We start from the raw sequence: 23,024 nt of genomic DNA, 5'->3' as shown, positions 1-23,024 counted from the left end.
GCAGATCAGTCCGTGACGGGCGCGAAGCGCGCGCGGAACTGGCCGTCCACCTCGACCTGGGCGATGAACATTGCATACGGGCGGACCCATACGCCGATGTCGGCATCGAGCGGGCGATACAGCACCATCGGCTCGAGGGTTTCGCTGTGGCGGACGATGCCGAGCACGTCGTAATTGCCGCCCTTGAAGTGACGGTAGTGGCCCAGCGGCAGGGCGGGCAGGGCAGGCAGGTCGGACATGGCGTGAGGCGTGGAATGAGCGTGGCTCATTATGGCGCAGCGGGCCGCCACCGGCGCCGGCCGTGAGGGGTATCCGGGATGGCTGCGGTAAACTGCGCATCCAGCCGCCAGCTTCCTCTGCCCGCGGCCGCCCGCAGGAGCCTGCATGACCCCGACCACCCGCAAACCGCCGTCCCCGCTGATCGATGCCCACATGCATGTGGAAGGGTTCGCGCAGGTGCGCGAGGCGCGCCGGTCGGAGCTGGTGGAAGATTACGTGGAGCTGATCGCCGACCTCATCGCCGACGGCCGCGAAGCGCGCCAGGTGGACATCGCCACGCGCCTGGGCGTAGCCCAGCCGACAGTGGCCAAGGCGCTCAAACGGCTGGTCAAGGAAGGCTGGGCGATACAGCGGCCGTACCGCGGCGTGTTCCTGACCCCGGCCGGCGAGCAGCTTGCCGTGGAAATGCGGGCACGCCACCAGACCGTGGAGCGCTTCCTGCTGGCGCTCGGGGTCGATGCCGATTCGGCACGCCGCGATGCCGAGGGCATCGAGCATCACGTCAGCGAGGCCACTCTGGCCGCCTTCGAGGCGTTCCTGCGCAAGGCCGAGCGCCGTGGTTGAGCGCCTGCCGCCGCCACCGCCGCTGGGCGTGCCGGTGCACGACCGCGACGAACACTGGATGCAGCACGCACTGGCGCTGGCCACGCGGGCCGAACGCGAGTTCGACGAGATTCCGGTTGGGGCGGTCCTGGTCGGCGCCGATGGCGACGTGCTCGGCGAAGGCTGGAACCTCAACATCGCCCATCACGATCCCAGTGCACATGCGGAGATCGTGGCGATGCGCCAGGCCGGCAGGGCCATCGCCAACCATCGCCTGCTGGGCAGCACGCTGTACGTCACGCTGGAGCCCTGTGCGATGTGTGCGATGGCCATCGTGCATGCGCGCGTGGCGCGGCTGGTGTACGGCGCCAGCGATCCGAAGACCGGTGCCTGCGGCAGCGTGTTCGACCTCATTGGCGATGCGCGGCACAACCACCGCGTGGAGATACACGGCGGCGTGCTGGCGAAAGAGGCGAGCATGCGCCTGACCAATTACTTCCGCGCCAAACGCGGCAAGCCGCCGCTGCTGCTGGAGTGAGCCGGTGCCCGCGTCGGCGACGGAGCCTCGACGCGATGGCGGTATCATGGCGCCCTTTCCATCCCTGGTCGGCGCAGTTGCGCCGGCCCCAGCACAAGGCGTAGACATGGCGGACAATGGCGCAGAAGGCGAACGACTGATCTGGATCGACCTGGAAATGACCGGTCTGGATACCGACAACGACGCGATCATCGAGATCGCCACGGTCGTGACCGACGCGCAGTTGAACGTGCTGGCCGAAGGGCCGGAGTTCGCCATCCACCACCCGGTCGAGCGGCTGGAGGCGATGGATGAGTGGAACCGCAACCAGCACCGGCGGTCCGGGTTGTGGCAGCGGGTGGTCGACAGCACCATCACGCTCGCCCAGGCCGAAGCGCAGACGGTGAACTTCCTGGCGCAGTGGATCAAGGCCGGCGCATCGCCGATGTGCGGCAACTCGATCTGCCAGGACCGGCGCTTCCTGCACCGCGAAATGCCGCGCCTGGAGAAGTACTTCCACTACCGCAACCTGGACGTGTCCACGGTGAAGGAACTGGCGCGGCGCTGGGCCCCCGGTGTCGCCGCCGGCGTCGGCAAGACCTCCAGCCACACCGCCCTGAGCGACGTGCACGACTCCATCGCCGAACTGCGCCACTACCGCCAGTTCATGGGGGCGCTGTCGGGGCTGCCGTCCTGAGCCACCGCGCCCCGCGCGGGTGAACGAGTGGTGACGTCGGATGGACCTTTCCGTTCACCCGGCGGCGCTATGATCGGCGGCATGAACGATCTCGTCCGCCGCTCACCACCCCCGCTGGAAACGCAGATTCTGCCCACCTCGCAGGACTGGGCGGATCTGCAGCGCGCCGTCGCGCTGCTGGAGTCGCCCACGCTGACGGCCAAGATGGCCAACCTGATCGGCTCGCCACTGGAATTTGCAGTGAAGAAGCTGCCGCAGTCGGTATCGCGGCGCATCCACGGGGCGGTAGAGGCGGCGCTGTTCAAGTCCGCCCAGGCGGCCTTGTGGACGATGGACAACACCCCCGGCAAGGCCGCGTCGACGCGCTGGCACAAGCTGGCCGCAGCGACCTCCGGCGCGGTTGGCGGTGCGTTCGGCTTCACCACGCTGTTCATTGAACTGCCGGTGTCGACCACGATCATGATGCGCTCGGTGGCCGATGTCGCCCGCAGCGAGGGCTTCGACCTGCGCGACATGGCCACGCGGCACGCCTGCCTGGAAGTGTTCGCGCTGGGCGGAAACTCCGGCAAGGACGACGCCAGCGAGACCGGCTACTACATCACCCGCGGATTCACCGCCGAGGTGATGCGTCATCTGTCGGCCGAGCTGGCAGGTCGCGCCGTTGGCGGCAGCCCGGTGATGATCGGGCTTACCCCGAAGGAAGCCGGCAAATGGCTGGCCAAGATCGTGGAGAAGGTCGCGGCACGCTTCGGCGTGGTGGTCACCGAGAAGTTCGCCGCGCAGGCCGTGCCGATCGTCGGGGCCGTCGCCGGTGCCACGCTCAACACCATGTTCACCGACTACTACCAGGACATGGCGCGCGGCCACTTCATCGTGCGCCGGCTGGAACGCACCTACGGATACGACACCGTCCGCGCCGCCTACGCGCTGCTGGCCGGGCAGGTCGACGACCGGTAACCGGTCGTTTCCCGGACAGCGCGCCGCGCCGCGCACGGCAGCCGACCAGAGGTCGGCTCTACGGGGATCATGGCCCCCTTACGGGTAGAGCTGCCCCGTCCCTGGTAGAGCTGACCGTTGGTCAGCTGCTCTCCGTTCCGCCATCCACATCACCGGCAGGACGGCAACGCCTTCGCCGCGCTGCGCGCGGCAGCCGACCAACGGTCGGCTCTACCGGTGCGCGTGGAGCGGCAGCCGGCCATACGTAGAATCGTGGCCCCGTCACCGGTAGAGCTGACCGTTGGTCAGCTGCTCTCCGTTCCGCCATCCACAGCAATGGCAGCACCGCACCACCTTCGCCGCGCTGCGCGCGGCAGCCGACCAGAGGTCGGCTCTACGGGGATCATGGCCCCTCCCTGGTAGAGCTGACCGTTGGTCAGCTGCTCTCCGTTCCGCCATCCACAGCAATGGCAGCACCGCACCGCCTTCGCCGCGCTGCGCGCGGCAGCCGACCAGAGGTCGGCTCTACGGGGATCATGGCCCCTCCCTGGTAGAGCTGACCGTTGGTCAGCTGCTCTCCGTTCCGCCATCCACAGCAATGGCAGCACCGCACCACCTTCGCCGCGCTGCGCGCGGCAGCCGACCAGAGGTCGGCTCTACGTGGGAATACTCACGTGCTCGGCGAGAAAATCGAGGAAAGCGCGCACCCGCAGTGGCAGGTGGCCGCCCTGGCCCACGTACACCGCGTGGATGTCCTCGATGTCGCCCGGGTTCCATTCTTCCAGCACCGGCACCAGCCGTCCGGCGTGAATATCCGCCTGCGCCTGGAAGGTGGCCAGCCGGGTCAGGCCGAGGCCGGCGACGGCCAGCCGGTGCAGCGCCTCTCCATCGCTGGCCTGGGTGTTGCCGGCGGGTACCACCAGGCGCTCCTCGCCGCCCAGGCGCATGGGCCAGCCAGGCCGCGCCCGCACGTGCTGGGTGGCCAGCAGGTTGTGGTGCGCAAGCTGGTCCGGATGGGTGGGGTGCCCGCGTTCGGCCAGGTACGCCGGCGAGCCGACCACCACCAGCCGGGTGCGGCCCAGTTGCCGGGCGACCAGGCGGGAGTCCTTCAGGGGACCGGCGCGGACGGCGACGTCCGTGCGCTGTTCCAGCAGATCGATGACTTCATCGTTCAGGCTGATTTCCAGACTCACCTCCGGGTGGCAGGCCAGGAACGCCGGCACCAGGGGCAGCAGGAAGTGGTGGCCGAACGGCACATTGGCGCTGACCCGGACCCGACCACGCGGGGTGTCATGGACGCTGGCGCAGCGCTCGGCTTCGTCCAGATCGGCCAGGATGCGCACGCCGCGCTCATAGAACGCGCAGCCCTCGGCGGTGAGCTGCAATTGCCGGGTGGAGCGGTTCACCAGCCGGGTGCCCAGCCGCTGCTCAAGCCGGGCGACCAGCTTGCTCACCGCAGACGGGGTCATGCCGAATGCCCGTGCCGCCGCCGAGAATCCACCCAGTTCGATCACGCGGACGAACACGTCCAGTTCGCCGGATCGGTTGACGTCCAGCCGGGCCATGCGGGGTTCCTTGTTGAGTTGGAGTCACAAATGTTGTTCCGGCGGGCAGTCTAGTACACGAGCCGTCGGAAATTCATCATGGGCCTCCCCACTTTCTGGCGTTGCCGATGTCTTCCCCACACCCGTGTGTTGCCGCTTCGCTGCTGGCGTCGGCGCTGCTGCTCGCGGCCACCGCGCCCGCCGCGTCCGCGCAGGCAGGCTGGGTCGCCAGTTGGACCGCCAGCCCGCAGCCGGTCTGGGACCCGGCGTTCCTGTTTCCCACCAACGTTCCGCCGCAGCTGCAGGACCAGACCGTCCGGCAGGTGGCGCGGTTGAGCATGGGTGGCGCGCGTCTGCGCATCGTCCTGTCCAATGCCTATGGCGATCGGCCGCTGTATGTCGGGCGGGCCACCGTCGCGGTGTCTGCCGCAGACGGCGCGGTGGTGCCGGGCAGCGTGCGCGAGCTGCGCTTCGACGGCGAGCCCGATGCGCGGATTGCCGCCGGTGCGCCGTTGCGCAGCGATGCGGTGGCCCTGCCGGTGCAGGCGCTGGGGCGGGTGACCGTCAGCCTGTACCTGCCCGCGCCCAGTCCGATCACCACCTTCCATTGGGACGGGCGGCAGACCGGTTGGATCGTGGCCGGCGACCAGACCGACGCCGCCGTGCTGGATCGCAACGGCGCCGGCAGCATGAGCACCACCGCGCGGCCGTGGCTGGCCGCGATCGAGGTGGAGACCGCCGACGCCGCGCCAGCGGTTGCGGTGATCGGCGATTCGATCACCGATGGCGCCACCGCCAGCCTGGATCGCGACACGCGCTGGCCCGATCTGCTGGCCGAGCGCCTGGCGCCACGCGGCGTGGCGGTGATCAATGCCGGTATCTCCGGCGGGCGCCTGCTCAGCGACGGCATGGGCAGCAGCGCGCTGTCGCGCCTGCCGCGCGATGTGCTCGACCAGCCCGGCGTGCGCAGCATGATCGTGCTGATCGGCATCAACGATATCGCCTGGCCCGGCACCGCCTTCGAACCGGGCCGGCCGCGCCCCGCGCTGGACGCCCTGCGCGCCGGCTACCAGCAGTTGGTGGCGCAGGCGCATCGCCAGGGTGTGCGCGTGGTCGGCATGACCGTGGCGCCGTTTCACGGCGCGCTGCCGGGAACACCGCTGGAGACGTACTACCAGCCCGACAAGGACGCATTGCGCCAGCAGCTCAATGACTGGATCCGCCACGGCGGTGTGTTCGACGCGGTGATCGATGCCGACGCCGTGCTGCGCGATCCGGCCCATCCTGGCCGCCTGCTGGCGCGGTATGACTCCGGCGACCACCTGCATCCCGGCGACGACGGCAACCGTGCACTGGCCGACGCGGTCGACCTGGACCTGCTGCTGCCCCGTGCCGTGCCGGCACCGCTTTCTTCTTCCCCCCGCAAGGATTGAATCATGTTGTTTTCCCCCTACCGCCTGGGCGCGCTGACACTGCCCAACCGGATCGTGATGCCGCCGATGACGCGTTCGCGCGCCGGCGATGGCAACGTCGCCACGGCGCTGATGGCGCAGTACTACGCGCAGCGCGCTTCGGCCGGCCTGATCGTCGGCGAAGGCACCCAGATCAGCCCGCAGGGCCAGGGCTATGCATGGACCCCGGGCATCCACGATGCCGCGCAGGTGGCCGGCTGGCGCGGCGTGACCGATGCGGTGCACGCCGCCGGCGGTCGCATCTTCGCCCAGCTCTGGCATGTGGGCCGCGTGTCGCATGTGGCACTACAGCCCGGCGGCGCGCCACCGGTGTCGTCGTCGTCGCTGCTGGCCGACGGGGTCAAGGTGTTCATCGATCCGCAGGGCAGGGGCCCGCACGCCGGTGTGGGCGAGATGGTGCAGCACTCGCTGCCGCGCGCGCTGACGCTGGAAGAAATCCCCGCGATCGTGCGTGATTACGCCGCTGCCGCCCGCCACGCGATCGACGCCGGGTTCGATGGTATCGAACTGCATGGCGCCAACGGCTACCTGATCAACCAGTTCATCGATTCGCAGGCCAATGTGCGCACCGACGCCTACGGTGGCGCGCTGCAGAACCGCCTGCGCTTCCTGCGCGAGGTGGTCGAGGCGGTCGTGGCGGAAATCGGTGCGGATCGCGTAGGCGTGCGCCTGGCACCGCTGACCACGCTGCAGGGTGCTGTGGACGATACCCCGCAGGCGACCTACCTGGCCGCCGCGCACCTGCTCGATGGCCTTGGTGTTGCCTACCTGCATATCGCCGAGGCGGATTGGGACGATGCGCCGGTGATGCCGGTGGCGTTCAAGGAAGCATTGCGCATGGTGTACCGGGGCACGTTGATCTATGCGGGCAAGTACACGGTAGAACGTGCCGAAGAGGCGCTGCGCAGGGGATGGGCCGATCTGATCGGCTTCGGCCGGCCGTTCATCGCCAACCCGGACCTGCCTGCCCGCCTCCAGCAGGGGCTGGCATTGACGCCGCCGGACAAGGCAACGTTCTTCGGTGGCGCGGCGGAAGGCTTTACCGATTATCCGGTCGCCGAGGAGGCTGTTGGCGCCTGATCGCAGGGCAGCCGACCAACGGTCGGCTCTACCGGTGCGGGGTCAGGCGATGCGGGCATGTGGGCCGCGATGGTGCGGGGTCATGGCGAAGCGGGAATGCGGGACGTAATGGTGCGCGGTCATGCCGTGACCGGACGCCGGCCGCAACGCCACCTCGCCACCTCGCCGCCTCGCCGGTAGAGCTGACCGTTGGTCAGCTGCTCTCCGTTCCGTCCCCGCAGTACCCGCCAGGACCGCATCGCCTTCGCCGCGCGTGCGCGCGGCAGCCGACCAACGGTCGGCTCTACCGGTGGGGGCCAGGCGATGCGGGAATGTGGGCCGCAATGGCACGGGGCCATGCGAAGCGGAAATGTGGGCCGTAATGGTACGGGGTCATGCCGTGACCGGACGCCGGCCGCAACGCCACCTCGCCGCCTCGCCGGTAGAGCTGACCGTTGGTCAGCTGCTCTCCGTTCCGGCCCCGGATGACCCGGCGCTGCAAGGAAGGTCCTCCATCGGCCACCGGCACCAGGCGAAAGGGTACTCGCCAATGTTCCGGGTCATGCCCGCACGGATCGGATTGGCGAGCATGTAGGTGGCGTGTCGGCGCAGGTCATCGTCCCGGCGCAGCGCGTGGTCGAAATAGCCGGACTGCCAGAGGCGCCCGCTGCGCCCGAGCTGCCGGTTGATGAGCAGACTGCTGCGGGATTTGACGCGCTGCATGCACTCCCCGAGCGTTCCCCGGCGGAGCTGCATCAGCCAGTGGACATGGTCGGGCATGATCACCCAGGCGAGGTTGCGCAACACCTGCTCGACCAGCACGGCCAGAACCGGTTGCACGAACAACGCCGCACGCGCGTCGGTGATGGAGGTCAGCGCATACATGCTGCCGACGCTGGACCAGCGGCCGAGGTGGAGGCGGGGGCTTGGCATGACTGCACTGTGGCCGTCGCTGCGGGGCAGGGCTATCGGGCGACAGCTGCACGGCGGGTCGGAGAACGGCCAGGCACGTCCAGCAACGGTCGCACCGGCCCATAAAACAAAACCCCGCTTGCGCGGGGTTTTGTGTTCTACCGGTACGGCTCGATCAGCCCTTGGCCTTCAACTTGGCCAGACGCAGCCAGGTGTCGACCACGGTGTCCGGATTCAGCGACACCGACTCGATGCCTTCCTGCATCAGCCATTCGGCCAGATCCGGATGATCCGACGGCCCCTGGCCGCAGATGCCAACGTACTTGCCCTTGGCGCGCGCCGACTTGATCGCCATCGACAGCAGCTTCTTCACGGCCGGGTTACGTTCGTCGAACAGGTGGGCGACGATCGAGGAGTCACGGTCCAGGCCCAGGGTGAGCTGGGTCAGGTCGTTGGAGCCGATCGAGAAGCCGTCGAAGATCTCCAGGAACTCATCGGCGAGCAGTGCGTTGGACGGCACTTCGCACATCATGATGATCTTCAGGCCGTTCTCGCCCTGCTTCAGGCCGTTCTGTTCCAGCACCTCGACGACCTTGCGGCCTTCTTCCAGGGTGCGCACGAACGGAATCATGACCCACAGGTTGTCCAGGCCCATCTCGTTGCGCACGCGCAGCACGGCCTTGCATTCCAGCGCGAACGCCGCCGAGAAGCTCGGGTCGACGTAACGGCTGGCGCCGCGGAAGCCGATCATCGGGTTTTCTTCGTGCGGCTCGTAGTTGCTGCCGCCGATCAGGTTGGCGTACTCGTTGGACTTGAAGTCCGACAGGCGCACGATCACCGGGTTCGGTGCCACCGAGGCGGTCAGGGTGGCGATGCCCTCGGCGAGGCGATTCACGTAGAAGCTGACCGGGTCGGCGTAGCCGGCGATCTTCTCGTCGATCCTCTTCTTCGTCGCCGCATCCTGGCGGTCGTATTCCAGCAGCGCGTTCGGATGGATGCCGATGTGGCTGGCGATGATCATCTCCAGGCGGGCCAGGCCGATGCCGGCGTTCGGCAGCTGGCCGAAGTCGAAGGCACGTTCCGGGTTGGCCACGTTCATCATGATCTTCAGCGGCGCCGGCGGCATGTTGCCCAGGTCCGTGGTGGTGCGCTCGAACTCGAGAATGCCCTCGTAGATGAAGCCGGTATCGCCCTCGGCACAGCTGACGGTCACTTCCTGGCCATCCTGGATGACCTGGGTGGCGTTGCCCGAACCGACCACGGCCGGCACGCCCAGCTCACGCGCGATGATCGCGGCGTGGCAGGTGCGGCCACCACGGTTGGTGACAATCGCCGAAGCGCGCTTCATCACCGGCTCCCAATCGGGGTCGGTCATGTCGGCGATCAGCACGTCGCCGGGCTGCACGCGGGCCATGTCGTCCAGCGACTTCACCACGCGCGCGACACCGGCGCCGATCTTGGCACCCACGGCGCGGCCTTCGGCGAGCACCTTGCCGTCCTTCTGGTTCAGCGCGAAACGTTCGATCTGGGTGGCGTGGCCACGCGACTTCACCGTTTCCGGGCGTGCCTGCACGATGAACAGCTTGCCGCTCACGCCGTCCTTGGCCCACTCGATATCCATCGGGCGGCCGTAATGCTTTTCGATGATCAGCGCCTGCTTGGACAGTTCCTGCACGTCCTCGTCGCTGATCGAGAAGGTGTTGCGGATCTCGACCGGGGTGTCTTCGATGCGCACGCGCTCACCGGGGACATCCGAATACACCATGCGGATCGCCTTGCTGCCCAGCGAGCGGCGCAGGATCGCCGGCTTGCCGGCGTTGAGCGTGGGCTTGTAGACGTAGAACTCGTCGGGGTTGACCGCACCCTGCACGACCATTTCGCCGAGGCCGAAGCTGGAGGTCACGAACACCACGTCGCGGAAACCGGATTCGGTGTCCAGGGTGAACAGCACGCCGGACGAGCCCACGCCCGAGCGCACCATCAGCTGCACGCCGGAGGACAGGAACACGTCTTCGTGCTTGAACCCGTGGTGGACGCGGTAGGCGATGGCGCGGTCGTTGTACAGCGAGGCGAACACTTCCTTGACCTTGAGCACGACGTCGTCGGCACCGGTCACGTTGAGGAAGGTCTCCTGCTGGCCGGCGAAGGAGGCATCGGGCAGGTCTTCGGCGGTGGCCGAGGAGCGCACCGCAACGGCCACATCGCCGCCGCCGTTCTCATCGCACAACTGCTTGTAGGCGCTGCGGATGTCCTGGTCCAGCTGCGGCTGCAGCGGCGCATCGATCACCCAGCCGCGGATTTCCTTGCCGGCGGCGGTCAGCGCGGCGACATCTTCCACGTCCAGCGTGGCCAGCTTGTCGAAAATGCGCTTGGACAGATCGTTGTGCGCGATGAAGTCCTTGAAGGCTTCAGCGGTGGTTGCGTAACCGCCGGGGACAGACACCCCCAGACCGGCAAGGTTGCCGATCATTTCGCCAAGCGACGAATTCTTGCCGCCTACGCGGGCCAGGTCGGCCAGGCGCAGTTCGTGCAACCACAGGATATTCTCGTTCAAGCGCGATGCTCCGTTTGGCCATCGCCCGAGGCGGGCTGGAATGGCCACGTCCGTAGGAAGAAGCCGATATGATGCCGGGCAGACCGCCGTCGGCACAAGCTTGTATCGACGGCCTTTTTAGGCTTCAGAGGGGGTAAAAGGCGCATGTCGACGATCCGTCCGGTGTTCTACGTGTCCGATGGAACCGGTATCACCGCTGAAACCATTGGACATAGCCTGCTGACCCAGTTCTCCGGGTTCAGCTTCATTACCGACCGCATGTCCTTCGTCGACGACCCCGAAAAGGCCCGGGAAGCCTGTGAACGGATCCGCGCGGCCGGCGAGCGCTACCAGGTCCGGCCGATCGTGGTCAGCTCCTGCGTGGACAGCGGGCTGAGCGTGATCCTGGCCGAAAGCGGCGGGCTGATGCTGGACGTGTTCGCGCCCTTCATCGAGCCACTGGAGCGTGAACTGGCCGTCAACCGCCATTCCCGGGTCGGCCAGGCGCACGGCATGGTGGACTTCGAAACCTACCACCGCCGCATCAATGCGATGAACTTCGCGCTGACCCACGACGACGGCATCGCCATCAACTACGACGATGCCGACGTGATCCTGGTGGCGGTGTCGCGGGCCGGCAAGACCCCCACCTGCATCTACCTGGCGCTGCATTACGGGGTGCGCGCGGCCAACTACCCGTTGACCGACGAGGATCTGGAGCAGGACCGGCTGCCGCCGCGGCTGCGCCCGTACCGCAAAAAGCTGTTCGGCCTGACCATCGACCCGGACCGCCTGCAGCAGATCCGCCAGGAGCGCCGCCCGAATTCGCGCTACGCCAACCTGGACACCTGCCGCCGCGAAGTGGCGGCTGCGGAGACGATGTTCCGGATGGAGCGGATTCCGACCCTGAGCACCACCCACACCTCCATCGAGGAAATCTCGAGCAAGGTGCTGGGCACCCTGGGGCTGCAGCGGGAAATGTACTGACCCGGCGTGCCGGGCAGGGGGCGTGAACGGGGTGCGGCCCGCCCCTTTGGCCGGGGCACCCCCGCCCCCACGTTGGAGGATCAACGTGTAGGATCGAGACATGGCCCAGGCATCGCCCCGACTGGAACGCATCCCCCGGCTCAGCCGCCTGAGCTGGCTGATGGGGTTGTACGCAGAAAACTATCAGCACCTGGTGCGCCTGTTCGCACCGGCCGAGCTGGTGCCCGGCAGTTACGTGTCCTCGATCGGCGATGGGCTGGACGTGCGCCTGGATGTCATCGAATGCCACCGTTACACCGTCGAACTGCGGCTGACCTACGACTTCGCCGACCCGGTGACCGGCCAGCCGGACCCGTCGGCCTATGTGCGCCTGTATCGTGACGCCCGCCAGGCCGAGACCACCCATTGCTACGTCGGCCGCCGCTGGCAGGACGTGATGGGCATGTACCCGCCGCCGGCCGAGCTGATCAGCCACCGCATGCGGATGAACACCTTCCTGGGCAAGTGGCTGGAGTACCTGGCCGAGCGCGGGCACGGCGTGGCCACGCTGCATCGCGACGGGGATGCCGCAGCACCGGCGCGCGATGCCCGGCGCGCCAGCGCGGTGCCGTAAGCGACGCGACCGGGGGCGATCCCGCATAATCGGGCTCTGCAACCCGAGCGTGTGTGAGATGCCCTATACCCCGATCGTGGCCACCCTCGGCTACGTGCTGTCAGCAGACGGCAAGCAAGCGCTGATGATCCATCGCAACGCCCGCCCCGGCGATCAGCATCTGGGCAAGTACAACGGCCTGGGTGGCAAGGTCGAGCGCGACGAGGATGTCGCCGCCGGCATGCGTCGCGAAATCCGCGAGGAAGCGGGCATCGAATGCGGCACCATGCGCATGCGCGGCACCATCAGCTGGCCCGGTTTCGGCAAGCATGGCGAGGACTGGTTCGGCTTCGTGTTCGTGATCGAGGACTACACCGGCACCCCGCTGACCGCCAACCCGGAAGGCACGCTGGAATGGGTGGACGTGGACAAGCTTGAAGACCTGCCGTTGTGGGAAGGCGACCGCCAGTTCCTGCCGCTGGTGTTCGACCAGGACCCGCGCGCCTTCCACGGCGTGATGCCCTATCGGGACGGGGCGATGCAGTCCTGGTCGTATACCCGCCTGTAAGGGCAGCGTGCCGGCCGGCGGCCGGCAGTGCGGGGTGCGAATGCCGGCCAGCGGCCGGCACTACCGACGTGCGAGCAGCAGGTGGAAATGCTTGTCGATCTGGCGGCCATCGTTGCTGATGCCGGTCTCGCGGTGGCTGCGCCAGCCACAGACCCGCAGGCCGGCGCTGCGCAGGGCCAGCTCCACGTCCGCCAGCTCATGCAGATGGAAGCCGTGGGCGGTGAAGGGCAGGGTACGCATGAACGCCGCATCGCCGAAGGCCAGGCACAACCGCGCGCCGGGGCGCAGCACCCGCGCCAGTTCCTCCAGCGGCGTGCGCAGGTCGTCCCAGAAGTACAGCGTGTTGACCGCCAGCGCCGCGTCCAGGCACCCATCGGGCAGTGCCAGGGCATGTGCGTCGCCCAGGCGCACCTCGGCGCGGTCATGGAGCTGGGCGGCGTGCAGCCGGGCCTGCGCGGCGTCCACCATGTCGCTGGAGACCTCGATCCCGAGATAGCGGCTGCCTGCGGCGTGCAGCAGGTCGCCGGCGAAGGCGGCGTTGCCGGGGCCGATCTCCAGCACCCGTTCGCCGGGGCCGACGGCCAACAGGGCGATTGCGGCCCGGTTGAGCGCGCCGTTGCTGCGGTTCATCGAATCGGCGATCGCCAGGGCGTGTTCGCCATGCGGGTGCCGCAGTTGTGCGGCGAGGTGTTCGGGGGAAAGCAAGCGCGTGACTCCTGTCGCGGCGGGCGGGCAGGACATGGCGGTGGCGAGTCCACCCAGCAGGATACCCCGTCCCGTGAAGCAGGGGCATGCCGCCCTGCAGCGCAGGACTTGTCCACAGGGGGTGTGGATGACTGGTGCGCAAGTTTGTGGATAAGCGCCGTCAGCCCCCGCCCACCTTGGCTGTCAAGATGGGTGGCCAAAAATTCACCGCACGTCGTCGCCCGGTGAGGACGGTGGCAAGGGCGGGCGCAGGCTCTGTCCCGGTTCGGGCCGCTCGCGGTACTCTCTTGCGATTGCCGTCAACCGATACCCCATGAAACGTCACTTCTCGATGCTGCGCGAATTCCAGCTGGCCGACTGGTTCACCCTGGCCAACGCGTTCTGTGGCACCGGTGCGGTGTTTGCGGCGATGCGCTTCCTGCAGGACGGCGAGCACCGCTATCTGCTGTTCGGCATGGCGCTGATCCCGTTGGCGTTCATTTTCGATGCCCTGGACGGCCGCATCGCGCGCTGGCGCAAGTCCAGTTCCACGCTGGGCCGCGAGCTGGATTCGCTGTCGGACATCATCTCCTTTGGCGTGGCCCCGGCCGCGCTGGCCTATGCCTGCGGCATGCAGGGGGGCTGGGACTGGCTGGTGCTGAGCTACTTCGTGTGCTGCGGGGTGAGCCGCCTGGCGCGCTACAACGTCACCGCCGAATCGCTGGCGGGCGATGGCGACAAGGTGCCGTACTTTGAAGGCACGCCGATTCCGACCAGCCTGGCGCTGGTGGTGGTGCTGGCGATCGCGGCCAGCATGGGAGCGATCGGGCCGGACCTGTGGCTGGGCCGCTGGCAGCTGGGGCCGTGGCAGCTGCACCCGATGGTGCTGCTGTTCGCCCTGTCCGGTTCGCTGATGATCAGCAAGACCCTGCGCATTCCCAAGCCATGAGCCGGATCGTGCCCCTTTCGTACGTCCCGATGTCCGGGGCGCGCCGATGAGTACGGCCGGTCGCGGCGGCAACGCGGGCGATATCGAGGCGCTCGCGCGCCAGTACTTCGGTGCCTGGGGCGACGCCCTGCGGCACGCTGCGGGGGCCCCTGGTGACAGCCATGCTCCCGGTCAAGCCGGCGGTTGGCAGCAGGCGATCGACGCGTGGGCGCAGATGATGCCCAACGCCGGCAGCGGTCCGGCAGACGACGCCGTGCGCCGTTTCCGCGAGCAGGCCGGCGGCTGGTACGGAACCATGCAGCAGGTGGCCGCGCAGTTCGCCGGCCGCGATGCCAGCAGCGTCGATGTGGCCCAGGCCTGGCGCGCGGCGGTGGAAGGGCAGGGCGATGGCCTGCTGCAGTGGATGCTGCAGGCCGCGCGTGGGCAGACCCGTGCCGACGGCCCGGACCTGCTCAAGCTGCTGGAGTCGCTGCAGCGCGATCTGGGGCCGTGGCTGCAGAGCCCCGCGTTCGGCCCCGGCCGCGAACACCAGGCGCGCTGGCAGGCGCTGTTGCGCGCGCAGCAGGAGTACCAGACGCACTCCAGCGCCTACGTGGACCAGATCAAGCAGGCGCTGGACGATGCGTTTGCGCTGTTCGAGCAGCGGCTGGCGGAGCACGAACAGCCGGGCAACCAGCTCACCAGTGCGCGGGCGATGTTCGATCTGTGGATCGAGGCGGCCGAGGAGGCCTACGCCAAGGTCGCGCTGTCCGAGCCCTTCCAGCAGGTGTATGCGGCCCTGGGCAATGCGCAGATGCGCCTGCGCGCGGCCACCCAGCACGAGATCGAGCGCGTGGCCGAGAATCTGGGCCTGCCCACGCGGACCGAAATGGATGCCGCGCATCGCCGGATCGCGGAACTGGAGCGGCTGGTGCGGCGGATGATGCAGCCGGCGCCGGCGGCGAAGGCGAACGCGGGCGCTGCAGCATCCCGCCCGGCGCGCAAGCCCGCCAAGCCTGCGACCGCCACGCCGGAACGACCGGCCAAACCGGCCAAACCGGCCAAACCGGCCAAGGCCACCAAGGCGACCAAGGCGACCCGTACAGCCAAACCCGCCAAGGCTGCCGCTCCGGCTGCGCCCGCGCGGCGGAAACGCAGCCCATGAAGGGGCCGTTGGGATTCAACGCCGAGGACCTGCTGCAGGAAACCCTGGCCATGCAGCGCAAGCTGATGGACGGGCTGAAGCTGCTGCCGCTGGTGGAGGACGTGGATTACGGCGTCACCGCGCGCGAAGAGGTCTGGCGCGATGGCAAGGTCGCGCTGTACCGCTTCATCGGCACCGCGGCGCCGGTGCACCGGACCCCGCTGCTGATTGTGTATGCGCTGGTCAACCGGCCGTACATGGTGGATCTGCAGGCCGATCGCTCGCTGGTGCAGAAGCTGCTGGCGCTGGGTCACGACGTCTATGTACTGGATTGGGGCTACCCGGACCGCTCCGAGCGCTACCAGACGCTGGAGGACTACCTGCTGCGCTTCGTGGACGGTGCGGTGGACCACCTTCGCGCGCAGTCCGGCGCCCCGATCAACATGCTCGGCATCTGCCAGGGTGGCGTGTTCGCGCTGTGCTACGCGGCACTGCGCCAGCAGAAGCTGGCCAACCTGGTCACGATGGTCACGCCGGTGGATTTCCAGACCGCCGACAACATGCTGTCGCACTGGGCGCGGCATGTGGACGTGGACCTGCTGGTGGATACGCTGGGCAACATTCCGGCGGACCTGATGAATGCCAGCTACCTGATGCTCAAGCCGTTCCGGCTCAACGTGCAGAAGTACGTCGGGCTGCTCGACATCCTGGACGACAAGGCGGCACTGGAAGACTTCCTGCGCATGGAGAAGTGGATCTTCGATTCGCCCGACCTGGCCGGCGAAGCCTTCCGCGACTTCATCAAGCAGTTCTACCAGGGCAACGGCCTGATGCACGACGGCGTGCGCATCGGCGAGGAGCATGTCGACCTGCGCCATGTGACTCTGCCGGTACTCAACATCTACGCCGAACAGGATCACCTGGTGCCGCCAGACGCGTCACGCGCGATGCGCGGCCGGATCGGCAGCAGCGACTACACCGAGAGCAGTTTCCGCGGCGGGCACATCGGCATCTACGTTTCCGGGCGTGCCCAGCGCGAAGTGCCGGCAACTATCTCGCACTGGCTGAAGGAACGGACATGACCCACTCCCGATGGACGATGGCACTGGTGGTGGCACTGCTTGCCGCGGCCGGCGATCTCGCGGCCGCGCCCAACGAGACGGCACGCCGCGAGATCACCGCGCTGATCGGGGCACTCGACGGTTCGTCGTGTCGCTTCCAGCGCAACGGCAGCTGGCATGACGCAGCCGAGGCGCGCGCGCACCTGCAGCGCAAGTACGACTACCTGCTCAGGAAGGACAAGGTGGATACGGCCGAGCAGTTCATCGAACGGGCCGCCAGCCAGAGCAGCATGAGCGGCAAGCCGTACCGGATCGCCTGCCCGGGCCAGCCCGAGCAGACCGCCGCCGCGTGGTTCGGCGCGCGGCTCAAGGCGCTGCGCGGCGGCTGACCATCGGGTGCCGAATGCGCCGCATACACACCGGCCCGCGCTAGCATTCCCCTTACACCGCTGGAGGAGCCTGCCATGAACGCCACGCCCCGCACGCTGTCGCGCTCGCTCAACGACCGCATGATCGCGGGCGTCATGGGCGGCATCGCGCACCGCTTCGGCTGGAGCCCGACGCTGCTGCGGATCGTGTTCGTGGTGGTGTCGCTGGCCTCGGCCGCCTTCCCCGGCATCCTGGTGTACCTCATCCTGTGGCTGCTGATCCCCAACGAGGCCGATTGATCCTGCCGCCGCTGGCGCTGCGCGTCCTGCAGGGGCTGGGCGCGCTCTGGACCGCGCCCAACACCCTGATCGGTCTGCTCGGTGGCCTGCTCGGCATGGTGGCGGGCGCGCGTCCGTCGTGGAATGCACGCGACCGCGCGGTGGTGTTCCGTGACTGGCCGTGGGGGCCGGGCGGGGCGATCACCCTGGGCAACGTCATTCTGCACACCGGCCCGGTGCTGGACGTGCCGTGCCGTACCTATGCGCACCAGGCCGGCCACTGCACCGAGCCGGTGATCGGGCTGCACGACCACGAGCGTGCGCATGTCTACCAGTACATGGTGCTGGGCCCGTTGTACCTGCCGGTATACCTGCTGTGCGGCGGCGTCAGCGCGCGCAATCCCTTCGAACGGGCCGCCGACGTGTACGCGATGACCGGGCGCGGCTGGTGGCCGTGAGTGGCGCGCCGTGTTAGCGGGACGTTAAATCCATGTAAGTAAAACGTCGGTAACGCGACGTCATCTGCATGCAAACAAAGGTTATTACGCTGAATGACGTATCAGTCAGGTTCGGCGCGGTAAGCTGCACGCTGTTGGACATGCACGATGCTTTTTGGAGGAGTACATCACATGGCAATTGTTCTTTATGTCGGTGGTAGCAAGGATGGCGACAAGGGCCTGGTGCCCCACGGCTTCAGCAAATCCCGCGCCGAAACGGCCGAGGGGCCGGAGATCTACACCGAGCGGTTCATGGAACTGCAGGGCGTGGGCAAGGTGCGGGTGATGGCGTTGGAATCGCTGCTGGACGAATCGGTGAAGGTGCGCGCGGCGCAGCATTACCGCTGAGGCGTGCCGGCCACTGGCCGGCACCCACCCGCTGCGCGTCGGCGACAGGTTAGGCGGCGGCTGTCAACGGGTTTCCCCCGCCGCCGTGCATTGCCACAATCGGGTTTTCCGCAAAGCGGCTCCGGCCGGAAGCAATGCCTGACATCAAGCTCGCCCAGCAGATCGCCCAGACCATCGCCGACGAAATCGGTGCCCAGCCTGCCCAGGCGCGTGCCGCCATCGCCCTGTTGGACGAAGGCGCCAGCGTTCCGTTCATTGCCCGCTACCGCAAGGAAGTCACCGGTGGCCTGGACGACACCCAGCTGCGCAACCTCGAAACGCGCCTGACCTACCTGCGCGAGCTGGAAGACCGCCGCGCGGCCGTGCTGGCCAGCATCGATGAACAGGGCAAGCTCAGCGACGAACTGCGCCTGGAGATCCTCGGTGCCGATACCAAGTCGCGGCTGGAAGATCTGTACCTGCCTTACAAGCCCAAGCGCCGCACCCGTGCGCAGATCGCGCGCGAGGCCGGGCTGGAACCGCTGGCCGATGGCCTGTTGGCCGATCCGACCCTGGACCCGCAGGTGTTCGGCGCCACGTTTGTCGATTCCGACAAGGGCGTGGCCGACGTCAAGGCGGCCCTGGAAGGCGCCCGCGCGATCCTGATGGAGCGCTGGGGCGAAGATGCGGCGCTGGTGGGCGAACTGCGCAACTGGCTCGGCGAGCACGGCGTGATCCGCGCCCGCGTGGCCGAGGGCAAGGAAGAGCAGGGCGCCAAGTACCGCGATTATTTCGAACACGCCGAGTCGCTGGCGAAGATCCCGTCCCATCGCCTGCTGGCGTTGTTCCGTGCGCGCCGCGAGGAGATCCTGTTCCTCGAACTGGATCCGGGCACTGATGCCGAGACCGGGCACCAGTACGCCGAGGGTCGCGTGGCACACAACGCCGGTATCCGCGATGCCGGGCGCCCGGGCGACCGCTGGCTGCTCGACGCCTGCCGCCTGACCTGGCGTGCCAAGCTGCACATGCACCTGCTGCTGGACCTGTTCAACCAGGCGCGCGAGAAGGCCGAGGCCGAAGCGATTTCGGTGTTCGGCGACAACCTCAAGGATCTGCTGCTGGCAGCACCGGCCGGCCCGAAGACCGTGCTTGGGCTGGACCCGGGCATCCGTACCGGGTGCAAGATCGCCGTGGTCGACGCCACCGGCAAGCTGGTCGCCACCGATACCATCTATCCGCACGAGCCGCGTCGCCAGTGGGACCAGTCGCTGCACACGATCCGGCAGCTGTGCATCAAGCACAACGTGGAACTGATCGCGATCGGCAACGGTACCGCCAGCCGCGAAACCGACAAACTGGCCGGTGACGTCATCAAGGCGCTGGGCGATACCCGTCTGCAGAAGATCGTGGTCAGCGAGGCGGGTGCGTCGGTGTATTCGGCCTCCGAATTCGCGGCCAGGGAGTTCCCCGACCTCGACGTGTCGATCCGTGGTGCGGTGTCCATCGCGCGCCGACTGCAGGACCCGCTGGCCGAACTGGTCAAGATCGAACCCAAGGCGATCGGCGTGGGCCAGTACCAGCATGACGTGGACCAGTACCGCCTGGCGCGCGCGCTGGATGCGCGGGTGGAGGACTGCGTCAACGCGGTCGGCGTGGAGGTCAACACGGCTTCGGCGGCGCTCCTGTCGCGGGTGTCCGGCCTGTCGTCCACCGTGGCCGAGAACATCGTGCGCCACCGCGACGACAATGGTCCGTTCAAGCGCCGCAAGGACCTGCTCAAGGTGCCGCGACTGGGCGACAAGACCTTCGAGCAGTGCGCCGGATTCCTGCGCATCGCCGATGGCGACCAGCCGCTGGATGCCTCGTCGGTGCACCCGGAAGCCTATCCGGTGGTCGAGCGCATCGTGGCCGCCACCGCGCGCCCGATCAAGGCGCTGATCGGCGATGGCGGTTTCCTGCGCGGGTTGAAGCCCGAGCAGTTCACCGATGAGACCTTCGGTGTGCCGACCGTGCGCGACATCCTCAAGGAACTGGAAAAGCCCGGCCGCGACCCGCGCCCCGAGTTCAAGGCCGCGCGGTTTGCCGACGGCGTGGAAGAGCTGAAGGACCTCAAGGTCGGCATGATTCTGGAAGGCGTGGTGAGCAACGTGGCCGCCTTCGGTGCGTTCGTGGACATCGGCGTGCACCAGGATGGGCTGATCCACATCTCGGCGCTGTCGGACACCTATGTCAAGGACCCGCGCGATGTGGTCAAGGCCGGCGACATCGTCAAGGTGAAGGTGCTGGAGGTCGATGTGGCCCGCAAGCGGATCGCGCTGACCCGTCGCCTGGACGACACCCCGGCACCGGCCAAGGCCCCCGGCGAACGCGATGCGCGTCCGGCCGGCGGCGCCCGCCGTGACGGGGGTGGTCCGCGCCCGGGCGGCCGTGGCGGCCCGTCCGGCCCGCGCCCCGGCAGCGCCGCGCCGCCGGCCAACAATGCCCTGGCAGACGCCTTCGCCCGCGCAAAACGCGGCGGTTGAGGGTCCGCGGGGCGGCGCCGGTCGCGGTGCCGCCCCGCCCATCAGCCGCCCGTGCAGGGCGGCATCGCGGCCGCGCAGCCCTGTTTTTGCCTGCTGCCGGCCACTGCCGGGCTGCGCCGGATGGCAGCGCGGGGGCGGACGGGGGCGGCCGGTGTGGCGGGGTACTTCTGGTTTGACTCCGGTTTAAGCACACTTCCCGTTGAATGGCCGCACGGCGTGGCGCGCGGTCGCGGGGAGGGGACATGGCGGATACCAGGAACAGGGCGTACGGCCGGGCAGACGCCCGGGCCACGCGCGCGCCTGCCGCGTCGGCAGTGCACCGTCGGGGGCCGCCATGAGCCGTGAACCCGCGGGTCCTTCGCCCCTGCCGGATGATCTGTCCGACCAGCACCGCCGGATGGAGAAGATCATCGACGGCATCGCCGTCGGTACCTGGGAATGGAACATCCAGACCGGGCAGATGCGGGTCAACGAACGCTGGGCCGGCATCGTCGGCTACACCCGCGAGGAGCTGGCCCCGATCACCCCGGAGACCTTCTTCCGGCTGGTCCATCCCGACGACCTGGCCAGCTCCAACGCGCTGCTGAAGGAGCACCTGGAAGGGCGCTCACCGCGCTTCGAGAGCCTGTGCCGGATGCGCCACAAGGACGGGCACTGGATCTGGGTGCAGGACCGCGGGCGCATCTACGAATGGGATGCGCAGGGCCTGCCGGTGTGGATGGCCGGTGCGCACGCCGATGTCACCGACCTGCAGAACGCCCGCCAGGACGCAGCCAACATGCGCCAGCGCCTGCAGGCCGTGGTGGATGCCTCCGACGAAGTTGCGGTGATCGCCACCGACGTCGATGGCGTGGTGAATCTGTTCAACACCGGCGCGCAGAAACTGCTGGGCTACAGCGCCGAGGACGTGATCGGCCGGGTCAACCCCGGGCTGTTCCACGATGCGGCGGAAATGCACGCCTACCTGCAGCAGGATGTGGCCGACGGCGCCCCGTTGCCGACCATTTTCGAAGCCCTCACCGCCCGCGCGTCACAGGGCACCTGGTCGCACCAGTGGACGTTCGTGCGCAAGGACGGCGAGCGCCGCCAGGTGCGCCTGTCGATCAGTCCGCTGGATTGTGCCGGGGGCTCGCGGATCGGTTATGTGGGGATGGCGGTGGACATCACGCCGCTGCTGGCGATCCGCGAGCAGGCGTACGTGGCGGCCGAGAAGTTCGCCGGCGCCTTCTCCTCGGCCGCGCTCGGCATGGCGCTGGTGTCGCTGGAAGGGCGCTGGCTGGACGTCAACGACGCGCTCTGCGGCATCCTCGGCTACACCCGCGCCGAACTGCTGCAGATCGACTTCCAGACCCTGACCCACCCCGACGACCTGCACGCCGACCTGGCCCTGGTCGGCGACCTGCTGGCTGGCCGCCGCGACCATTACCACATGGACAAACGCTACCTCGGCAAGGCGGGCAACATCGTCTGGGGCCGGCTGTCGGTCTCGCTGGTGCGCGCGGAGAATGGCGCGCCGCTGCATTTCGTGTCGCAGATCCAGGACGTCACCGCCCAGCGCCAGAGTGGCCAGCAGCTGCGCGAGTCCGAACAGCGCACGCGCATCACCCTGGATGCGGTGGCCGACATGGTGCTGACCCTGGATCTGCAGGGCACCGTCCAGTACGCCAACGCCGCCGCGACCCGGGCCCTGGCCGGCGCAGGTGCCGACGCCCTTACCGGCGGGCGGATGACCGAGCTGATGGAGCTGACCACCGAATACGCGCCGCGGTCGCCGCTGGATCTGGCCGTGCTCATGGACCCGGACAGCAATGCCGTGGACCTGCACTCGGACCTGCTGTTGGCGGTGGGTGCCCAGCGGGTGCCGGTGGACCTCACCCGCGCCTGGTTGCGTGGCGAGGCGGGTGAGATCAGTGGGGCGGTGTGGGTGATCCGCGACGTCACCCAGCAGCGCGCCCGCCAGCGCGAAGCGCGGCACCTGGCCGAGGTCGATCCGTTGACCGAACTGAGCAACCGCCGCGGTTTCGAAGCACACCTGCAGCAGGCGATCACCCGCGTGGCCCGCACCGGCCAGCAGGCCTCGCTCATGTATATCGATCTGGACCACTTCAAGCCGGTCAACGACACGCATGGCCACCTCGCCGGCGATGCCGTGCTGTGGGCAGTGGCCAGCCTGCTGCGCCACGGTGTGCGCGATTCGGACATCGTCGCCCGGCTGGGCGGCGACGAGTTCGCGGTGATCCTGGCGGGCTGCTCGCTCAAACGCGCGCGACGCATCGCCAGCGATCTGCTCGACACGGTTCGGGCGCTGTCCATTCCGTGGGATCGGGAGCGTCTGGTGGTGGGGGCCAGCATCGGCATCGCGGCCCTGAGCGGCGGCATGAGCGTGGACGATGCCGTGGCGGCTGCCGATGCACAGTGTTACCGGGCCAAAGCCGCCGGGCGCGACAATGTGCAGGTGGAGGCGCTGGGCGAGGGGCCGTTCGACCCGCTCGACAGCGGCGATACCAGCGAGGCCGGGGAGGGCTGAGCCATCCATGCCGATTGATCGGTCACCCTAAAGGTTCCCCGCCCAGGG

General features: G+C 68.2%; 23 protein-coding genes. 18 read left to right on the top strand and 5 right to left on the bottom strand.

Going from position 1 to position 23,024, the window contains the following annotated elements; all coding sequences use genetic code 11:
• Window positions 1–5 precede the first annotated feature (5 nt).
• Entirely contained in the window at window positions 6–239 is a 234-nt protein-coding gene (locus ACLB90_RS01570; RefSeq protein ID WP_411851310.1) for a DUF1653 domain-containing protein, read from the bottom strand.
• A gap of 145 nt (window positions 240–384) precedes the next feature.
• On the opposite strand from ACLB90_RS01570, the gene mntR reads away from it, so the two are divergent.
• The 4 genes from mntR to ACLB90_RS01550 all read left to right on the top strand — a co-directional run bounded on the left by mntR (window position 385) and on the right by ACLB90_RS01550 (window position 2,993).
• Window positions 385–843: a manganese-binding transcriptional regulator MntR gene (mntR, locus tag ACLB90_RS01565; protein ID WP_411851309.1), complete on the top strand. Its 459-nt coding sequence runs from the start codon at window positions 385–387 to the stop codon at window positions 841–843.
• Window positions 844–901: 58 nt separating this feature from the next.
• Complete coding sequence (gene tadA / locus ACLB90_RS01560; protein WP_411852671.1) at window positions 902–1,360, top strand: tRNA adenosine(34) deaminase TadA; 459 nt, start codon at window positions 902–904, stop codon at window positions 1,358–1,360.
• Window positions 1,361–1,466: 106 nt separating this feature from the next.
• Complete coding sequence (gene orn / locus ACLB90_RS01555) at window positions 1,467–2,036, top strand: oligoribonuclease (protein WP_411851308.1); 570 nt, start codon at window positions 1,467–1,469, stop codon at window positions 2,034–2,036.
• 81 nt (window positions 2,037–2,117) lie between these two features.
• Window positions 2,118–2,993 (top strand): EcsC family protein, encoded by an 876-nt coding sequence (locus ACLB90_RS01550; protein ID WP_411851307.1) that lies wholly within the window; start codon window positions 2,118–2,120, stop codon window positions 2,991–2,993.
• A 635-nt stretch (window positions 2,994–3,628) separates the two neighbouring features.
• Here ACLB90_RS01550 and ACLB90_RS01545 read toward each other — a convergent pair.
• Window positions 3,629–4,537, bottom strand: coding sequence for a LysR family transcriptional regulator (locus ACLB90_RS01545; RefSeq protein WP_411851306.1), 909 nt, complete (start codon window positions 4,535–4,537; stop codon window positions 3,629–3,631).
• A gap of 107 nt (window positions 4,538–4,644) precedes the next feature.
• Between ACLB90_RS01545 and ACLB90_RS01540 the strand changes: the two genes are divergently transcribed.
• Both ACLB90_RS01540 and ACLB90_RS01535 read left to right on the top strand, forming a co-directional pair.
• Window positions 4,645–5,949, top strand: coding sequence for an SGNH/GDSL hydrolase family protein (locus tag ACLB90_RS01540; RefSeq protein WP_411851305.1), 1,305 nt, complete (start codon window positions 4,645–4,647; stop codon window positions 5,947–5,949).
• A gap of 3 nt (window positions 5,950–5,952) precedes the next feature.
• Entirely contained in the window at window positions 5,953–7,068 is a 1,116-nt protein-coding gene (locus ACLB90_RS01535) for an alkene reductase (RefSeq protein WP_411851304.1), read from the top strand.
• Window positions 7,069–7,506: 438 nt separating this feature from the next.
• Here ACLB90_RS01535 and ACLB90_RS01530 read toward each other — a convergent pair whose 3' ends face one another.
• Window positions 7,507–7,980, bottom strand: a complete 474-nt coding sequence (locus ACLB90_RS01530; RefSeq protein WP_411851303.1) for an REP-associated tyrosine transposase — start codon at window positions 7,978–7,980, stop codon at window positions 7,507–7,509.
• Between the two features lie 154 nt (window positions 7,981–8,134).
• Complete coding sequence (gene ppsA / locus ACLB90_RS01525) at window positions 8,135–10,513, bottom strand: phosphoenolpyruvate synthase (protein ID WP_411851302.1); 2,379 nt, start codon at window positions 10,511–10,513, stop codon at window positions 8,135–8,137.
• Between the two features lie 144 nt (window positions 10,514–10,657).
• Between ppsA and ACLB90_RS01520 the strand changes: the two genes are divergently transcribed.
• The 3 genes from ACLB90_RS01520 to ACLB90_RS01510 all read left to right on the top strand — a co-directional run bounded on the left by ACLB90_RS01520 (window position 10,658) and on the right by ACLB90_RS01510 (window position 12,639).
• Complete coding sequence (locus ACLB90_RS01520; protein WP_411851301.1) at window positions 10,658–11,479, top strand: pyruvate, water dikinase regulatory protein; 822 nt, start codon at window positions 10,658–10,660, stop codon at window positions 11,477–11,479.
• A 100-nt stretch (window positions 11,480–11,579) separates the two neighbouring features.
• The gene (locus tag ACLB90_RS01515; RefSeq protein ID WP_411851300.1) at window positions 11,580–12,092 is read left to right on the top strand and encodes a DUF1249 domain-containing protein; all 513 of its coding nucleotides are present in this window, start codon (window positions 11,580–11,582) and stop codon (window positions 12,090–12,092) included.
• A gap of 58 nt (window positions 12,093–12,150) precedes the next feature.
• A complete protein-coding gene (locus ACLB90_RS01510) occupies window positions 12,151–12,639 on the top strand; it encodes an NUDIX hydrolase (RefSeq protein WP_411851299.1) in 489 nt (162 codons plus the stop codon).
• Between the two features lie 60 nt (window positions 12,640–12,699).
• Here ACLB90_RS01510 and ACLB90_RS01505 read toward each other — a convergent pair whose 3' ends face one another.
• A complete protein-coding gene (locus ACLB90_RS01505) occupies window positions 12,700–13,380 on the bottom strand; it encodes a class I SAM-dependent methyltransferase (RefSeq protein ID WP_411851298.1) in 681 nt (226 codons plus the stop codon).
• A 277-nt stretch (window positions 13,381–13,657) separates the two neighbouring features.
• Between ACLB90_RS01505 and ACLB90_RS01500 the strand changes: the two genes are divergently transcribed.
• The 9 genes from ACLB90_RS01500 (at window position 13,658) to ACLB90_RS01460 (ending at window position 22,976) form a co-directional block, all read left to right on the top strand.
• Window positions 13,658–14,272, top strand: a complete 615-nt coding sequence (locus ACLB90_RS01500; RefSeq protein WP_411851297.1) for a CDP-alcohol phosphatidyltransferase family protein — start codon at window positions 13,658–13,660, stop codon at window positions 14,270–14,272.
• A gap of 46 nt (window positions 14,273–14,318) precedes the next feature.
• Window positions 14,319–15,416 (top strand): class III poly(R)-hydroxyalkanoic acid synthase subunit PhaE, encoded by a 1,098-nt coding sequence (gene phaE, locus ACLB90_RS01495; protein ID WP_411851296.1) that lies wholly within the window; start codon window positions 14,319–14,321, stop codon window positions 15,414–15,416.
• Entirely contained in the window at window positions 15,413–16,477 is a 1,065-nt protein-coding gene (locus tag ACLB90_RS01490; protein ID WP_411851295.1) for a class III poly(R)-hydroxyalkanoic acid synthase subunit PhaC, read from the top strand. The genes phaE and ACLB90_RS01490 overlap by 4 nt, the downstream gene beginning before the upstream one ends.
• Window positions 16,474–16,845, top strand: coding sequence for a DUF5329 domain-containing protein (locus ACLB90_RS01485; protein WP_411851294.1), 372 nt, complete (start codon window positions 16,474–16,476; stop codon window positions 16,843–16,845). The genes ACLB90_RS01490 and ACLB90_RS01485 overlap by 4 nt, the downstream gene beginning before the upstream one ends.
• 75 nt (window positions 16,846–16,920) lie before the next feature.
• Window positions 16,921–17,124 carry a PspC domain-containing protein gene (locus ACLB90_RS01480; protein WP_411851293.1) on the top strand — a complete coding sequence of 68 codons (204 nt, stop codon included), beginning with the start codon at window positions 16,921–16,923 and terminating at the stop codon, window positions 17,122–17,124.
• A complete protein-coding gene (locus ACLB90_RS01475; protein ID WP_017356978.1) occupies window positions 17,121–17,561 on the top strand; it encodes a hypothetical protein in 441 nt (146 codons plus the stop codon). The genes ACLB90_RS01480 and ACLB90_RS01475 overlap by 4 nt, the downstream gene beginning before the upstream one ends.
• 171 nt (window positions 17,562–17,732) lie before the next feature.
• On the top strand, window positions 17,733–17,948 hold the full coding sequence (locus tag ACLB90_RS01470; RefSeq protein WP_411851292.1) for a hypothetical protein: 216 nt from the start codon (window positions 17,733–17,735) through the stop codon (window positions 17,946–17,948).
• 134 nt (window positions 17,949–18,082) lie between these two features.
• The gene (locus ACLB90_RS01465; protein ID WP_411851291.1) at window positions 18,083–20,449 is read left to right on the top strand and encodes a Tex family protein; all 2,367 of its coding nucleotides are present in this window, start codon (window positions 18,083–18,085) and stop codon (window positions 20,447–20,449) included.
• Between the two features lie 334 nt (window positions 20,450–20,783).
• The gene (locus ACLB90_RS01460) at window positions 20,784–22,976 is read left to right on the top strand and encodes a PAS domain S-box protein (RefSeq protein WP_411851290.1); all 2,193 of its coding nucleotides are present in this window, start codon (window positions 20,784–20,786) and stop codon (window positions 22,974–22,976) included.
• Window positions 22,977–23,024 lie beyond the last annotated feature (48 nt).

The organism is Stenotrophomonas sp. LGBM10 (genome assembly GCF_046736075.1).
Taxonomy (GTDB): domain Bacteria; phylum Pseudomonadota; class Gammaproteobacteria; order Xanthomonadales; family Xanthomonadaceae; genus Stenotrophomonas.
Note: the sequence above shows the minus strand (reverse complement) of the source record. Positions and strands in the feature narration are given on the sequence as shown.

Coding starts and splice junctions, on each gene's coding strand:
- ACLB90_RS01570 (WP_411851310.1), bottom strand. CDS start 239: ATGTCCGACCTGCCTGCCCTGCCCGCCCTGCCGCTGGGCCACTACCGT.
- mntR (WP_411851309.1), top strand. CDS start 385: ATGACCCCGACCACCCGCAAACCGCCGTCCCCGCTGATCGATGCCCAC.
- tadA (WP_411852671.1), top strand. CDS start 902: ATGCAGCACGCACTGGCGCTGGCCACGCGGGCCGAACGCGAGTTCGAC.
- orn (WP_411851308.1), top strand. CDS start 1,467: ATGGCGGACAATGGCGCAGAAGGCGAACGACTGATCTGGATCGACCTG.
- ACLB90_RS01550 (WP_411851307.1), top strand. CDS start 2,118: ATGAACGATCTCGTCCGCCGCTCACCACCCCCGCTGGAAACGCAGATT.
- ACLB90_RS01545 (WP_411851306.1), bottom strand. CDS start 4,537: ATGGCCCGGCTGGACGTCAACCGATCCGGCGAACTGGACGTGTTCGTC.
- ACLB90_RS01540 (WP_411851305.1), top strand. CDS start 4,645: ATGTCTTCCCCACACCCGTGTGTTGCCGCTTCGCTGCTGGCGTCGGCG.
- ACLB90_RS01535 (WP_411851304.1), top strand. CDS start 5,953: ATGTTGTTTTCCCCCTACCGCCTGGGCGCGCTGACACTGCCCAACCGG.
- ACLB90_RS01530 (WP_411851303.1), bottom strand. CDS start 7,980: ATGCCAAGCCCCCGCCTCCACCTCGGCCGCTGGTCCAGCGTCGGCAGC.
- ACLB90_RS01520 (WP_411851301.1), top strand. CDS start 10,658: ATGTCGACGATCCGTCCGGTGTTCTACGTGTCCGATGGAACCGGTATC.
- ACLB90_RS01515 (WP_411851300.1), top strand. CDS start 11,580: ATGGCCCAGGCATCGCCCCGACTGGAACGCATCCCCCGGCTCAGCCGC.
- ACLB90_RS01510 (WP_411851299.1), top strand. CDS start 12,151: ATGCCCTATACCCCGATCGTGGCCACCCTCGGCTACGTGCTGTCAGCA.
- ACLB90_RS01505 (WP_411851298.1), bottom strand. CDS start 13,380: ATGTCCTGCCCGCCCGCCGCGACAGGAGTCACGCGCTTGCTTTCCCCC.
- ACLB90_RS01500 (WP_411851297.1), top strand. CDS start 13,658: ATGAAACGTCACTTCTCGATGCTGCGCGAATTCCAGCTGGCCGACTGG.
- phaE (WP_411851296.1), top strand. CDS start 14,319: ATGAGTACGGCCGGTCGCGGCGGCAACGCGGGCGATATCGAGGCGCTC.
- ACLB90_RS01490 (WP_411851295.1), top strand. CDS start 15,413: ATGAAGGGGCCGTTGGGATTCAACGCCGAGGACCTGCTGCAGGAAACC.
- ACLB90_RS01485 (WP_411851294.1), top strand. CDS start 16,474: ATGACCCACTCCCGATGGACGATGGCACTGGTGGTGGCACTGCTTGCC.
- ACLB90_RS01480 (WP_411851293.1), top strand. CDS start 16,921: ATGAACGCCACGCCCCGCACGCTGTCGCGCTCGCTCAACGACCGCATG.
- ACLB90_RS01470 (WP_411851292.1), top strand. CDS start 17,733: ATGGCAATTGTTCTTTATGTCGGTGGTAGCAAGGATGGCGACAAGGGC.
- ACLB90_RS01465 (WP_411851291.1), top strand. CDS start 18,083: ATGCCTGACATCAAGCTCGCCCAGCAGATCGCCCAGACCATCGCCGAC.
- ACLB90_RS01460 (WP_411851290.1), top strand. CDS start 20,784: ATGAGCCGTGAACCCGCGGGTCCTTCGCCCCTGCCGGATGATCTGTCC.